Genomic DNA, 13,910 nt, shown 5'->3' with positions numbered 1-13,910 from the left:
TATCAACATTATACACAAGTATTTTGTTGTTTATGCAACATAATTACAAGATTACTAAATGATTTCCAAGAAGAAAATATGTCTGAAATTAAACAAAAGTCTCATGAACAATTGGAATTTGTAGGAAAAGTATCAAAGGTAGCAGATGAAATAAGAGGTTTATCTGCAACATCTAAGGAAGGTTTAAGGATAACAGAAAATTCAGTACAAATTTTAAATGAATATAATGATATTATAAACAAGATATATGAATTGACTAATAAAATAATGATTTTATAAGAAAAGCCTAGAGAAATTTTCTCTAGGCTTTAAGTCACCTTATAGGGGGAGATGACTTAAATAAGGAATATAAGGGATAAATAATTAAAATAACTACTTTACAATTATTATTGTAGTATATAAATGTTTCATTATTGTGTCAAAATATAAAATAGTAATTATATTAAATTAAAATGAGATAGTGCATTATATATTCCATCATTTTCAAGTGTTGTAGTTATATAATTTACATGATCAAATAAACATTTATCACTATTTCCCATTGCGATACTTGTATGTGCATATTGAAGCATAGATAAATCATTAGTACTATCTCCAATAGCATATGTATTTTCAAAAGGTATATTTAGATATTTTATTATAGCCTTTATGCCAGAGGCCTTTGAATAGCCCGCTGGTACTATTTCATAAAAAGTATCATTTCTTTTTATAAAGTCAAAAACGTTTTTGTATTTTTCATAAAATCCATTAAAATCACTATTTTCATTAAGAAAGATAACAAATTTATCAATATCTATATTGTCATCATACCATGTAGTTCCTTTATAAAATCCTTCTATTTTATGTTGATTTATAAGCTTTATAACTGTTTTGTCTTTTATGTTTTCTTCTTTGTCAAAATAAACGCCATTTTTTCCTTCTAAAATAGCTTCAAAATTATATTTTAAAATATCCCTTGTTACTTCTGCAGATAGTTTTTTACCAAATGATTTATGGAAAAGTTTTTTGCCTTTATATTCAAGATATGTACCACAGCCACATACAAAGCCATCAAAATTTAAATTTCTTATATTATTTGAAATTTCAGATAAAGGTCTTCCTGTATTAATAAAAGCCAAATTTCCTTTATCTTTAAGTAATTTTAGTGCTTTTAGTGTGCTATCTGGTATTGAGTAATCAGTTTCACTGACTAAAGTACCATCAATATCAAAAAATACGATATTATTCAAAGGTATCCCTCCTTAATATTTATACACCAATTTTAAGATATATTTTTCTCATAGTAAATGGTAAAGTCTGTAACGTAATAATTTTTAGTTCATATAATAAATAAAGTACAGTAAAAGCAAGGATGATTTAAGTGGAAATAGGTGATATAGTTGTGCGCAAATCTTATTCTAAGGATATAACCTTTAGAATAATTGATATAAAAGAAGAGGAAGGAGTAAAACGATATATTTTAAAAGGAATAAATTTAAGAATTATTGCAGATTCTAACAGTGAAGATTTAGAAAGAGTTGATAATAATTATTTAGGATATAAGGATAAAATATTAAATAGTAAAGTTAGGGGAGCTATAAATAATGCAATTTCTTTTAGGGAAGATTTATTAAAAAGGGTAGATAAATCTTCCAAAAAACAAGAAAATAAAAAGGATCTGTTATTTGGAAGGCCTGGTAAAATTCTTCATGTTGATGGTGACAGTGAATACATGGAAACATGCCTTAAAGTATACAAAGAATTGTCTTTAGATGCTGTAGGAAAGGCAATTCCAGAAAGTGAGCAGCCTAAAGTAATTGTTGACTTGGTAAAAGAAATAAAACCAGACATTGTAGTATTAACAGGGCATGATGGTGTTATAAAGGATACTAAAGACTATCTTAATTTAAATTCTTATAGAAACTCTAAATATTATATAGATGCTGTTAAAGCTTTGAGGGAATATAATTCTAGCTATGATGAACTTATAATATTTGCTGGAGCATGTCAAAGTTGCTATGAGAATATTTTGGATAGTGGTGCTAATTAAACTCACTTGCAACTTTTTGGATAGCATTTCCATAAGATTGGCTATTTTTTTTTATCCTCTTCTAATGAATCTATATTATCATAAAAGATTGGTACTAAATCAAAAGTGTTAGTATCACTATCCCATGTTATTTCCTTAAATAAATTTTTAACTAAAAATTTTTGCTCATCAAAGCTTAATGAATCAATTATTGAGCATTTGTCAAGTAATGTTTTTATAAAGAATTCATTTATTTTATATGCATCTTCTTTTTTAACTTCTTGAGTAATATTTATTAAATCTTCATCTAATAATCTTATTTCTTCTTTTAAAGTTTTTATTTTTTGTAAAATAAGAGTATCCAAATCTTCATCTAGCGAAAGTTTGTTAAGTAATTTATCAATTTGAGTTTTTTTGGTATCTATCTGATTAGTGATTTTTTTAATGCCATTAAGTTCAGTAGTTTTTGGAGCTGCTTTCTTCTTTTGATTTTCAAGACCTTTTAATAGTGAAGATTTATTTAATCCCATATTTTTAACTGTATCAATTACAATTTTATCAAGATAGTCTGCTCGAACATTTTTGGAATCACATCTAGAAGCTTTTGAATATCTTTTCATAGAACATTGATAATAATAAATTCTATTGTCAATTTTATTATCGATTTTAGTAGAATGTCTTCCATGAAGTATTGTCATACTATGACCGCATTTTTTACATCTTATTATTCCTGTTAATAATGCATGATGTGTCCTAGCAGATACAACAAATCTATTTTTATTTTCTTTTAATAGTTTTTGAACTTTAAGCCAATCTTCAGATTCAATGACTCCGTTATGTTTACTTACAGCAGCAATCCATTCTTTAGAAAGTTTTTCAACTCTAACTTGTTTTCCCTCATCATTGTATATAGTTTTTTGTTTATTATAAGTTAGCAATCCATGAATATTATCAGGCTCACCACAAACTGTTATATTCAATTCATTTGCTAGATAATTGAATACCTCTTTTGAAGATTTAACATATACAGGATTTCTTAGTATTAGTCTTAGATTTGCCTTTCTATAGTTAGCACCACGTTTGGTTTTAAGCCTATGTTGAAGGGCATATGTTTCTAATTTTGACAATGAGCCAAGTTCAATATATTTTTCATAAATATGCTTTATTGTTTCTAATTCTTCTGGTATTTCTGTAAGTTGATACATAGAACGTTCATTCATATTGGAATCAAAAAATTTAATTAATTTTGATTTATAACCAGCAGGTGTTGTACCTCCAAGCCAACGACCTGTTTTTGCTAATTCATGCATATTATCCCTTACTCTTTCTGCAATTGTTTCACGTTCAAGCTGAGCAAAGACAGAGGCTATATAAATCATTGCGCGTCCCATTGGTGAACTTGTGTCAAATTGTTCACGAATGCTTACAAAATCTATGTCATTTTTTTGAAGATTATCTAAAGTAGATGAAAAATCTGATACAGATCTTGAAACTCTATCAAGTCTATAGCATATTAATATGTCAAATTTTTTATTCTTAGCATCTAGCATCATCTTTTTGTATTCAGGTCTATTGATATTGCCTCCAGTAAAACCTTCATCTTCATAAATTATAAAATCAGTAATGTTCTTATCTTTAAGTTGATTTTGTGCATATTCTTTGCATAGTTGTATTTGGTTATCAATACTATCACCAGCTGTTGAATATTTTGATTTACGACTATATATTGCTGCAATCATTGTTTTTTAATTCTCCTTTAATATTTACTCTAATGAAATTATTTTATTAGGTGATTTTATAATATATTAATTTCAATTAGAATGACATAATTAAAATATGTTAATAATGTTTAAATAAGGTGTAAATTTTATGATAACATTTACATTTTTTGACGCAATGATCTAGAGGATAGGTGTCTTAAATTGCTCAATGGCAAATTTATATCCTTGGATATTTTCTCTAATGTATTCAGTTTTATTTTATTGAATGTAATGTTATCAAATAGTAGTAATGAAAAAGTATCAGCTTCTTTTTCATGTGAAGGGTTAAATAGGGATATTTGAGTACTATATTTAATATAGTTTTCATTTGAATGTAATATAATATGTGCTAATTCATGACCACAAGCAAATTTTTTTGCTAATGGTGATAAATCTTGCCTTAAAAGTACAATCCAATTTTTATTATAGAAATAAGAAAGGCTTAATGTATTATCAGTAAAAGGATATTCTAAGCATTGAATTTTTTTGAATTTACAAATAACAAAAGGATCTGTTGAAGAATATTTGTTAGAAATTTGTTTTATTATTTTTTCTATTAAGTCCATATTTAAGCGCCTCCTTGCAAAATATCAATTTAGTAAAGTAAAATGCTATTTATTCTTTTTATCATCAGTAATTTTACAGTATCTTATAGCATATTCAATACTTGCTAAAGTATTTTCAATTGTTTCTTTTGTAAGGTTAGTACCATCATCAAATTCTTTTTTAGAAAGTTCTTTAATAATATTGTCTATACGCTTTTTTATTAATTTCTCTTCATATTCTGAAAATTTATTATTTAAAATAGTATCTTCATCATAAGATTTTAGATATCCAGCAGCAAACATTAGGCTGTTATAAGTAATATTATTTTGAGAATGTAAGGCAATCTTTTGTAAAGTATCTGGTTTAGGTGGATAAGCATTTTTATTGTTTAATATTCTTGATAAATTACTTTTGCTTATGCCACATTCCCTAGCAAATGTATTTAATGAACGATCACCTTGAGCCATTTTTATTAATTCAATTAGTTTGCCAAGATCAGACATCAAAAATTCAGCTCCTTTATTATTTTTATAATATAATTTTATAATATTAATTTCATACACGCAATAATTAAATTACAAATTTTGTAAGAAAAATTTTGCATAAAGAACAATTTATTGCATATACTAATTGCATAAAGGAAAATTCCTTTAAAAAATTGTAGAGGAGGATAAGTTATGAGTAAAACTTCTGTAGGCCTAAAAAAGCTTGTTGATGAACAATTCAATGGTAGCATGTATGCATGTGCAAAAAGTCTTGATGTTTATCCAAGTACAATTTGGAGGGTTATTAGAGGAAACAGTAATCCAGGTTATAAACTTATATCTAAAATTAATCAGTACTGTAAAGAAAAAAACATAGATAAGAATAATTATATTTTTTTTGAATAACTGTTCCATAAAATGAACAAATATTTTTTTAGAGAAATTGTTCCACAAAATGAACATTAGGAATATAGAGATATATTGTAATATTCATATATTCTTATATTTTTTTAATAAAGTGTTCCATAAAATGAACAAAAGATAAAATGTAAAAGCTTAATCTATTTTGCATATTATAAAGAGAATCAAGTAATGGGGGAATGCTCATTGAAGAATAAAATTAATGTTGTGATTCATTATCCTAATGATATGAGCAAATTAGCTGATAAGATAAGTGAAGTCCTAATTGATATATTTGTAAAAAAATTTGATAATGAGCAACTAACTGAATTTATTAAAGTATTACAAGATAACAAGAAAAAAATAAAACTATAGCAAGTTAAAAGTTGTTATTTATAAGTTTAAAGGGTTTAATTCACACTAATTATTAAATAGAGAACTAAGGATATAAGGTGATTTGAATTTTTATAATAGGGGTTGAGAGTATGTATCAATATGTAATTTGTAATGTTAATAGGGTTGGATTAAGTAAAGGAAGAATCTATAAGATTATAAAAAGAAGAGATGAAGTATTAATAATAAAAAATAATTTAGGAAAAATGTTAGGAATAGTAGTTAATGATATAGATTTTAAATATTTATTTATGTAATTTGGAGGTTTTATAAATGGATAAATTAGAATGGCTTAAGGAAAGACAAAAGGGAATTGGTGGCAGTGATGTAGGATCAATAATGGGCGTAAATAAATGGAAAAGTGCATTTGAAATATATTTAGATAAAACAGAGGAAATTACAGAAGAAAAGGAAAGTAGCGAAGCAGCACATTTTGGAACAATTTTAGAAGATATTGTAGCTAAAGAATTTACACTTAGAACCGGCAAGAAGGTAAGAAAAGATAATAGGCATTTAGTTCATAAGAATTATCCTTTTATGGTTGCAAATATTGATAGAAGAATTGTAGGAGAAAATGCAATTTTAGAATGTAAAACTGCTAATTCATTTTGTGCTAAGGAATGGGAGGCAGATGAAATTCCTGCAAGTTATCTTTTGCAATGTCAACATTATTTATCAGTTACAGGTGCAAGTAAAGCATATATTGCAGTTCTTATTGGTGGTCAAAAGTTCATTTATAAGGAAATTGAAAGGGATGAAGAACTTATAAAAATAATTATAGATGCAGAAAAGGATTTTTGGCTTAATCATGTTGAAAAAAAGATAGCTCCAGCAATAGATGGTAGCTTTGGAGCATGTAGATATTTATCTGAAAAATATAAGGTTGGTGATAAATCTTTAAAAGTTGATTTAAGGAGTGAATTTGAAGAAAAAATAAATGAATATAAGAATATAAAATTACAAAGCAAAGAGCTTGATGAAAGAGCAAAAGCAATAGAAAATTCATTAAAAAATGAACTTGGAAATGCTGAAAGTGGAAGTATATCAAAATTCTTAGTACTTTGGAAATCTGTAAAGTCAAATAGAATTGATAGTAAAAAATTAAAAACAGATTATCCAGAGATTTATAAAGCAGTATGTAAGGAATCAGTTTCCAGAAGATTTGAAATAAAGGAGAGTGTAAATTAAATGGCTACTAATGCAAGTTTGAAAAATCAATTAACTAATAAAGAACCAAATGAAAGTAATATTGCAACATCTACATTGAAGTCACTCATGAACAATGCAGATATTAAGAGAAGATTTACAGAAATATTGAAAGAAAGAGCTCCTCAATATATGAGTTCAATTATAAATCTTGTTAATTCTGATATAAATCTTGTTAAATGTGAACCTATGAGTATTATTGCAAGTTGTATGGTAGCAGCTACTTTAGATTTGCCTATAGATAAAAATTTAGGTTATGCATGGATAATCCCTTATAAAGAAAGAGCCACCTTTCAACTTGGGTATAAGGGATATATCCAATTAGCACTTAGATCTGCACAGTATAAAGCTATTAATGTGATTAATGTCCATGAAGGAGAACTTTCTTCATGGAATCCTTTAACAGAGGAATTAGATATTAATTTTAATAATAGATTATCTGATGCAGTAATAGGATATGCAGGTTTTATCCAGCTTATGAATGGATTCAGAAAAACTGTTTATTGGACTAAGGATCAGATTGAAAAGCATAAACAAAAATTTAGCAAATCTAATTTTGGTTGGGATAATGATTATGATGCAATGGCTCAAAAGACTGTAATTAGAAATCTTCTTTGTAAATGGGGAATTTTAAGTATAGAAATGCAGAAAGCTTATTCAGAAGATATATCAATAGATACTGGAAATAGTAATATTCTAATAGAATCTAATAGTTAAAAAATAAGGGGGTATGGGAATTATGGGAATGAATTTTAGGATTTTGGAAAGTTATGTTATTATGTGTAAAAAATTAAATCTAGAAAGCACATGGAATGGATTAAATAAATTTCAAAAATTATTTTTTGAATTGTTAGATGATGATGGTAAGACAAAATTTAAAAGACCAGATAGATTTCAGGATAGATATTTTAGAAAATAGTTAATGGAGGTTTATGTATGGCAGATATAAAGTGGATTAAGATAAAGACAGATATGTTTGAAGATGAAAAAATTAAACTTATTGATGCACTTCCAGAGCGAGATACAATTCATTATATTTGGTTAAGACTTTTAGTTCAAGCTGGAAAAACTAATGCTAGTGGATATATTTTTCTTAATGAGAATGTCCCATACACAGAAGAAATGTTGTCCACTATATTTTGCAGACCACTTAATTCTATTAGATTAGCTTTGTCCACTTTAAGTAATTTTGGAATGATAGAAATAAAAGAGGACAAGATTATTAAAATTACAAATTGGGAAAAGCATCAAAATGTTGAAGGTATGGAAAGGGTGAGAGAGCAAGGAAGAATAAGAGCTCAGAGAAAAAGAGAGAAAGATAAATTATTAAAGGAAAAAAGTGAAAAGCTTGTCCAAACTAATAATGAAAATAACGTTACTGAAATTGAAAGTAACGTTACAGTAACGGAACAGAATAAGAACAAGAATAAAGAACTAGAAGAAGATATTAAGAATAAGAAAGAAGATATAGATATTAAGAAAAGAGAACTAGAAGAAGATCAAGTAGTTGTTGTTGCTACAAAGATAGTAAAAGATTATGAAGAACTTACAGGAACTATTGGAATTTTTAATATTGGAGCCATAAAACTTGCATTAAAAATGCATGGAGAAAAGTATTTAAGAATGGCAATAGATAAGGGAATGCAAGCAAACAGAATGAATATGACTTATATAAATGGAATATTAAGAAATTGGGCTTATGGAGGCTATCCTAAGGAGGATGTTAATGAGCAATGCATGTTATCAAATGGCAATGAATTTAAAGGCTTTAAACCAAAGAAATGGAATAGAAAAAGCACATCAGATGAATCAGACATTATATAATTGTCCTATTTGTAGAGATACTGGTTGGATACTTAAGCCACAAAAGAATGGAATGGATATTGCAGTAAGTTGTGAATGTAGAAATAAAGAGATACTTCATAGACAATGGAAAGCTTCAGGTATAAATTTGGAAAATAGAAATAGGACTTTTACTAATTTTGAAGAATGGAACGAACATTCTAAACTTGCAAAGGAAGTTGCAATAGCATATGTTAAAGATTTTTCAAACATAAGACTTCATAGAAATAATAGTTTGCTTTTATGTGGTCAAGTAGGAAGTGGAAAAACTCATTTAGCATTAGCAACGGCTCTTAATCTTATAGATAGACATAATCTTGTTGTATATATGTCATATAGAGATGTTGTTACTGACATTAAACAAAACATGCTAGATGCAGAATATTATAAAAAGAAGCTAGCTAAATATCAAAGATGCCAAGTGCTTTTAATAGATGATTTGTATAAGGGAAAAGTTACTGAATCTGATTTAAATATTATGTTTGAAATTATTAATTATAGGTATTTAAACTATTTGCCAATAATAATTAGTACTGAATATGCAATTGATGTACTTTTAAGTTTTGATGAAGCTATAGGATCTAGAATTTATGAAATGTGCAAAGAGTATATTGTTCAGATACCAAAGAACATAAAAAATAATTATAGATTGAGGTAATAAAAAGGGGGCTGGGTTATGGATATGTATAATATAAATGCTAAAGATATTAAGGAAATTTTAGAAACAAAGAAAATTGAAAAAGATGGAGAAATATTTTTCCTACTTAATTATGAGGAATTAGATAAACTTGAAAAAATGTTAGATGAATATAATTCTCTTAAGCAACTAGTTATTAGCTTAAAAAGGCAGAATATGATTTTAAGAGATGGCATTAAGAGGATAAATGATATTGTGAGTTTTAAAAAGAATAAGTAAATTTATAAAAGCAGATGAATTTTATTATGAATAATAGCAAATTAAATTAATATGTTAAATATGTAACTGATATTTAAGAAAAATTAATAGGAAATATTACTTAGCAAAAGCATAAATGGAAATAAATTACCACAAATTAAAAGCTGATGAAATATAATTAAATTTGAATCATCAGCTTTAGAATATTAATTATTATATATGATAAGAAGTATTTTTTCTTTCAGTAAGTACTGCACTAACCTTTTCTATAAAGTTTCCTTTTGAAGTTAAGAAAACATTTTGCTCAATAATTGTATCCATTATAGAAGCAACTTGTTCATCTGTAAGGTCATTTTTTGCATTATCTATTGTTAATGTTACTTTTGCATCTTGTGATGTTTTGAAAGTTAAAGCTAAAGAATATTCCATATATTTCACCTCCTAGTTGTTTATTAAAAAAGGAATACTATTCTGAGATAATACTTGATTCTGTTACTAATATATTTCTTGTATTAGCAGAAATAGCAGATCTAATAGCATTAGCAGTAGCAAGTAATGCATCTGATGTTGCAGTAGTATTAATGTTAGAATAAGATCTTTTCTTGTATTGAATTTCACCAGAACTATTAGTTCCATTTTCAACTTCAATTACAAGTGTACTTGAATTTAAAGTTTTGTTAGCCATATAGGGCCACCTCCTTATTTATAGTTTCAATTAGGATATATGTTTTATTACATAAAAATAAGCAGTAAATATAAAAATATTTACTACTTATTTAAGCTATTTTATTAATAGAATTTAAATTAGTATTCATTTTTAAGTGATTTAAAAGCATTTTGTTTAAAGTAACAACAGATTTTTCTACTTTTTTTAAACTTGTATCTATTTTTAAAAACACTAATAGGTATACAATTAAGGGAAATAATATGCAACATAAATCATTAAAAATCATAAGAATCACCTCTGGATATTTATTTTATATAGAAGTTATATGTTTTTTAATGAATTAATAAAGTGGTTTTACTAAATTAATAAATATATATAGTAAAAAAATTATTAATAATATTTGAAATACAAACAGAATTTTAAGTGAAATATTCATTGAAAATAGTTCTATGCCATAGCACTTGTGAAATCTTTTCATACAAAATAATAAAAAACTTGTTGGAATTAAAAATAAAAATATAATTACTGAAAAACCATAGCTATTATTACCTGTAATCATATATATTATATATTTACATATAAGTAATAGTATTGTGAAAGTTATATCTAAGGTGAAATTAAAGAAAATAAATCTTTTTGTGTTGATATGTCTATTTTTCATAATATCAAACCTCCATATTATAATTATTTACAATTAAAAGAATTGTAATCATAGTTGAGTACCATTTTCATTAATTATATAGTTATAATAATAATCTATTGCTACATCAACTATGGTACTGATGTAAGCATTTATATCTGGATGGCAGCTTTTTAGCTCATTTAATTTTCTAATAGTTGATTTTCTAAGTACATAGGTACGCCTAATTGATGGTTGTTCTTCATTAATAGCTGGACAAGCTCCATTTGCACAAGGTGTTTTTATATTATCAGGTAGTTCATTATTTTTAATATCAGAAGTTAATTTGAATAATTTGTCATTGGTAATGGTTTTATTGATAGGTGTTGTATCTTGAGATGTAAAATTAAAAGATGATACACAGTTTTCTGTATTTATTGAATCTTCAAAGCTAAAACAGTCATTATCCTCTTCATCATTAACTGAAATAAGAAATGTTGAATCTGTAGTTGATTTTTTTGATTTTCTTGCCATGTTTAAAAACCTCCATAAACATATCTTTTAAAAAACATATATGCATAAAAATATTTATTTTAAAGAATATATGTTTTTAATAATAAATAAATGTATGAATATGTATTTATAAAAATATGCTTATTTTAGGCCAATTAAGAGCTTTTTTATGTAAAAGCATATATATTACCTATAAGATTAAAAGAGTGGAGGTAAAGGCTATGAACAATGATGAAATCAAAATTAAGAAAAAAGGAGATAGTACTTATGATATTTATAAAATAGCATTAGCAATAAAAAATTCAACATATGATGATGATATGGAATGCTCATTAGTTAATGAAAATATTATTGATGATTGTCAGCATTGCGGCTTAAGATTTATTTGTAATGGGATAAATAATCTTTCAGATGAATTTGTTTCTAAAACAACAAAGACAGTTCAACATTTTTCTGTATAGTTAAAGGCACCAGATTAAATTTCTGGTGCCTTTTAATTGAGTATATAAGATAGTTTACTTAGAATTTCTTTTTTTCTTTTAAGACTTGCAGAGTAATTTAGATTATATTTTTTACAATATTGTCTTAGAGGCATGTCCAAGAAATATAAGTGTTCAATTAACTTTCTATCATTAGCGTTTAATTTATTCATTGCTTTTTGAATCTGTAATTTTGTGTCTATATTACTTATAGGATCTATATAGTTATTATCCTTATAATATTTTTCTAAATCAGTTGTAAATGAATATATATCAGTATATTTATTGCCTTCTTTATTAAGATGACATCTAAGAATGGAGTGGATAGAATTTTTTATTGCATTAGTACCATAAGCAACAAATCTGTGTTGTTTAGGGTTATATAATTTAATAGCTTTCATTAGTATTTTAAAACATTCACTATGTAAATCATCTTTATCGTATCCCTTTATATGAATTTTTTTACAAAAGTTAAAAATGAATGGTTTAAAATTTTCAATAATTTTTTCTTTTGCTATTTCATTATTATTTTTGGCTTCAATTACAAGAAATTCCATTTGATTATAATCCATAATTATCGCCTCCCATATTAAAATATATGTAAAAATATTAAAAATATAGAAAATATGATAAAATAATATATATGAAAAAGTAAAAAAATAAATTGAAGAAAAGGATGCCTTTCTATTCTTCAGCACACATAAAACCTAATAAGCCATCAATCAAAAGTACTGAATAACAGAAAGGCTTTGATTATAATGGGGATACCCCAAACCCCAGCTCCAGTCGCAAAAATAATTTGATTTATAAGGACTGCATTATTTTTGCTTTATGGAGCGGTAAGGAGGTCGAGAGCAAAATAGAAATAATAACAAGTTATATTTATCATATTCAATATACAAAATTTTTTAGAAAAAACATTAAGAAAATATAAAGGATAGGGTTATATTCAATAAGCTAATATATTTATTATTAAAAGTACAATTAATAAAATAATTATTGGAGTATAATGTTAATCATTCTGTAAAAGACTACGATAATAATATTATATATGAATATTAACAGATTAGGCACCTAGTATCTGCAGGGGTGCAGATAAAAAGGTCACAACCCAATAAGGGCCAACTTCACTTGGACTACCCCAGGGGTGATCCACCTTGTACAAGCGGTTGTACAAGGACGCTTAAATTAAAAGAAAAGTTTACTTAATAATTTAGATAGTAATGAAATTAGGATTAGTGTTTTATAATACTATTTCTAAATTATTTTAAGGAATATTTTATTAATTCGTTTATATGTGAAATTTAGAATGTGATACATAGAACCGTATCATAAATAAGTGAGGTTTTTACTGAATTTGGTGTTAGATTATAGGTGAGAGGTTAGTTATGTTTCGCCTCTACCATGAATCCCCTGACAATACACTCTGTATTGTCAGGGGGTTATTACTATGTAAGAAAATAAATATAAAAAAGTATTGTATTTCAATACAGCATATTATAAAATATAATGAGTTATGTTGTATTTTTGGAGGGCTTATGAATAATGTTGATGTAATAAAAGATAAAAATGATATAGAAAAAATAAAAAATATTCTTATAATCGGCGATTATAGAAATTATCTTATGTTTATTATTGGGATTAATACTGGATTAAGAATTACACAAATATTATCATTAAAATTTTCGGATTTGATTGATAATGAAGATAACGTTATAAGTAAAATTGACTTTAATGGAATTGAATACAGAATAAATGACTGCATTAAAGATGCTCTTAGAAACTATATATGTGTTAGTGGAGTAGAAAATAAAAATACATTTATTTTTAAAAGTAAAAAAGGAAGTAATCCAATAGAAAGAACACAAGCTTATAGAATATTAAAAAATGCTTGTAGGGAAGCTGGAGTAAACTTGAATTTTGGAACACATACTTTAAGGAAAACATTTGGATATCATTTTTATAAAGAATATAAAGATTTAAAGTATTTACAGAAATTGTTTAATCATTCATCTATAAAGATAACTATGGAATATATAGGAATAGAGAGAAAAAGTGATGAAATAAAATATAGTTCATTTAATTTATAACTTAGGAA

Annotated in this window: 21 protein-coding genes and 1 pseudogene; 13 read left to right on the top strand and 9 right to left on the bottom strand. The window is 25.8% G+C overall.

Annotation, left to right across the window (positions count from 1 at the left end; all coding sequences use genetic code 11):
• Window positions 1-78 precede the first annotated feature (78 nt).
• Window positions 79-279 carry a hypothetical protein gene (locus ACTNAO_RS05545; protein WP_441027747.1) on the top strand — a complete coding sequence of 67 codons (201 nt, stop codon included), beginning with the start codon at window positions 79-81 and terminating at the stop codon, window positions 277-279.
• A gap of 158 nt (window positions 280-437) precedes the next feature.
• Here the strand turns inward: ACTNAO_RS05545 and ACTNAO_RS05540 are convergent, their stop codons facing one another.
• A complete protein-coding gene (locus ACTNAO_RS05540; RefSeq protein WP_441027746.1) occupies window positions 438-1,229 on the bottom strand; it encodes a Cof-type HAD-IIB family hydrolase in 792 nt (263 codons plus the stop codon).
• A 131-nt stretch (window positions 1,230-1,360) separates the two neighbouring features.
• On the opposite strand from ACTNAO_RS05540, the pseudogene yabG reads away from it, so the two are divergent.
• Window positions 1,361-2,026, top strand: a pseudogene (yabG, locus tag ACTNAO_RS05535) (sporulation peptidase YabG); the annotation flags it as partial.
• A 44-nt stretch (window positions 2,027-2,070) separates the two neighbouring features.
• Here the strand turns inward: yabG and ACTNAO_RS05530 are convergent.
• The 3 genes from ACTNAO_RS05530 to ACTNAO_RS05520 form a co-directional block, all read right to left on the bottom strand.
• On the bottom strand, window positions 2,071-3,747 hold the full coding sequence (locus tag ACTNAO_RS05530; RefSeq protein ID WP_441027745.1) for a recombinase family protein: 1,677 nt from the start codon (window positions 3,745-3,747) through the stop codon (window positions 2,071-2,073).
• A 140-nt stretch (window positions 3,748-3,887) separates the two neighbouring features.
• On the bottom strand, window positions 3,888-4,334 hold the full coding sequence (locus tag ACTNAO_RS05525; protein WP_441027744.1) for an ImmA/IrrE family metallo-endopeptidase: 447 nt from the start codon (window positions 4,332-4,334) through the stop codon (window positions 3,888-3,890).
• Window positions 4,335-4,379: 45 nt separating this feature from the next.
• Complete coding sequence (locus tag ACTNAO_RS05520) at window positions 4,380-4,817, bottom strand: helix-turn-helix domain-containing protein (RefSeq protein WP_441027770.1); 438 nt, start codon at window positions 4,815-4,817, stop codon at window positions 4,380-4,382.
• Window positions 4,818-4,991: 174 nt separating this feature from the next.
• Between ACTNAO_RS05520 and ACTNAO_RS05515 the strand changes: the two genes are divergently transcribed.
• From ACTNAO_RS05515 to ACTNAO_RS05475, 9 genes are all read left to right on the top strand, one after another.
• Window positions 4,992-5,204, top strand: a complete 213-nt coding sequence (locus tag ACTNAO_RS05515) for a hypothetical protein (protein ID WP_441027743.1) — start codon at window positions 4,992-4,994, stop codon at window positions 5,202-5,204.
• A gap of 201 nt (window positions 5,205-5,405) precedes the next feature.
• The gene (locus ACTNAO_RS05510; RefSeq protein WP_441027742.1) at window positions 5,406-5,573 is read left to right on the top strand and encodes a hypothetical protein; all 168 of its coding nucleotides are present in this window, start codon (window positions 5,406-5,408) and stop codon (window positions 5,571-5,573) included.
• Between the two features lie 110 nt (window positions 5,574-5,683).
• Complete coding sequence (locus ACTNAO_RS05505) at window positions 5,684-5,848, top strand: hypothetical protein (RefSeq protein ID WP_441027741.1); 165 nt, start codon at window positions 5,684-5,686, stop codon at window positions 5,846-5,848.
• Between the two features lie 16 nt (window positions 5,849-5,864).
• Window positions 5,865-6,779, top strand: a complete 915-nt coding sequence (locus tag ACTNAO_RS05500; RefSeq protein ID WP_441027740.1) for a YqaJ viral recombinase family protein — start codon at window positions 5,865-5,867, stop codon at window positions 6,777-6,779.
• Complete coding sequence (locus ACTNAO_RS05495) at window positions 6,780-7,514, top strand: recombinase RecT (RefSeq protein ID WP_441027739.1); 735 nt, start codon at window positions 6,780-6,782, stop codon at window positions 7,512-7,514.
• Window positions 7,515-7,536: 22 nt separating this feature from the next.
• Window positions 7,537-7,716 (top strand): hypothetical protein, encoded by a 180-nt coding sequence (locus ACTNAO_RS05490; protein ID WP_441027738.1) that lies wholly within the window; start codon window positions 7,537-7,539, stop codon window positions 7,714-7,716.
• A gap of 17 nt (window positions 7,717-7,733) precedes the next feature.
• On the top strand, window positions 7,734-8,621 hold the full coding sequence (locus ACTNAO_RS05485; RefSeq protein ID WP_441027737.1) for a phage replisome organizer N-terminal domain-containing protein: 888 nt from the start codon (window positions 7,734-7,736) through the stop codon (window positions 8,619-8,621).
• Complete coding sequence (locus ACTNAO_RS05480; protein ID WP_441027769.1) at window positions 8,602-9,297, top strand: ATP-binding protein; 696 nt, start codon at window positions 8,602-8,604, stop codon at window positions 9,295-9,297. Before ACTNAO_RS05485 ends, ACTNAO_RS05480 begins: the two co-directional genes overlap by 20 nt.
• Before the next feature lie 18 nt (window positions 9,298-9,315).
• On the top strand, window positions 9,316-9,555 hold the full coding sequence (locus ACTNAO_RS05475; RefSeq protein ID WP_441027736.1) for a hypothetical protein: 240 nt from the start codon (window positions 9,316-9,318) through the stop codon (window positions 9,553-9,555).
• Between the two features lie 192 nt (window positions 9,556-9,747).
• On the opposite strand, the gene ACTNAO_RS05470 is transcribed toward ACTNAO_RS05475, so the two are convergent.
• From ACTNAO_RS05470 to ACTNAO_RS05455, 4 genes are all read right to left on the bottom strand, one after another.
• Complete coding sequence (locus ACTNAO_RS05470) at window positions 9,748-9,963, bottom strand: DUF2922 domain-containing protein (RefSeq protein WP_441027735.1); 216 nt, start codon at window positions 9,961-9,963, stop codon at window positions 9,748-9,750.
• Window positions 9,964-10,000: 37 nt separating this feature from the next.
• Complete coding sequence (locus ACTNAO_RS05465; protein ID WP_441027734.1) at window positions 10,001-10,219, bottom strand: DUF1659 domain-containing protein; 219 nt, start codon at window positions 10,217-10,219, stop codon at window positions 10,001-10,003.
• A 91-nt stretch (window positions 10,220-10,310) separates the two neighbouring features.
• Entirely contained in the window at window positions 10,311-10,487 is a 177-nt protein-coding gene (locus tag ACTNAO_RS05460) for a hypothetical protein (protein WP_441027733.1), read from the bottom strand.
• A gap of 423 nt (window positions 10,488-10,910) precedes the next feature.
• Complete coding sequence (locus tag ACTNAO_RS05455; RefSeq protein ID WP_441027732.1) at window positions 10,911-11,354, bottom strand: hypothetical protein; 444 nt, start codon at window positions 11,352-11,354, stop codon at window positions 10,911-10,913.
• Between the two features lie 200 nt (window positions 11,355-11,554).
• On the opposite strand from ACTNAO_RS05455, the gene ACTNAO_RS05450 reads away from it, so the two are divergent.
• The gene (locus tag ACTNAO_RS05450) at window positions 11,555-11,794 is read left to right on the top strand and encodes a hypothetical protein (RefSeq protein ID WP_441027731.1); all 240 of its coding nucleotides are present in this window, start codon (window positions 11,555-11,557) and stop codon (window positions 11,792-11,794) included.
• A 32-nt stretch (window positions 11,795-11,826) separates the two neighbouring features.
• On the opposite strand, the gene ACTNAO_RS05445 is transcribed toward ACTNAO_RS05450, so the two are convergent.
• Window positions 11,827-12,384: a sigma-70 family RNA polymerase sigma factor gene (locus ACTNAO_RS05445; protein ID WP_441027730.1), complete on the bottom strand. Its 558-nt coding sequence runs from the start codon at window positions 12,382-12,384 to the stop codon at window positions 11,827-11,829.
• 966 nt (window positions 12,385-13,350) lie between these two features.
• Between ACTNAO_RS05445 and ACTNAO_RS05440 the strand changes: the two genes are divergently transcribed.
• A complete protein-coding gene (locus ACTNAO_RS05440; protein ID WP_441027729.1) occupies window positions 13,351-13,902 on the top strand; it encodes a tyrosine-type recombinase/integrase in 552 nt (183 codons plus the stop codon).
• The last annotated feature ends 8 nt before the right edge of the window (window positions 13,903-13,910 follow it).

The organism is Clostridium sp. HCP1S3_C6, from assembly GCF_052066735.1.
Lineage (GTDB): Bacteria > Bacillota > Clostridia > Clostridiales > Clostridiaceae > Clostridium.
Note: the sequence above shows the minus strand (reverse complement) of the source record. Positions and strands in the feature narration are given on the sequence as shown.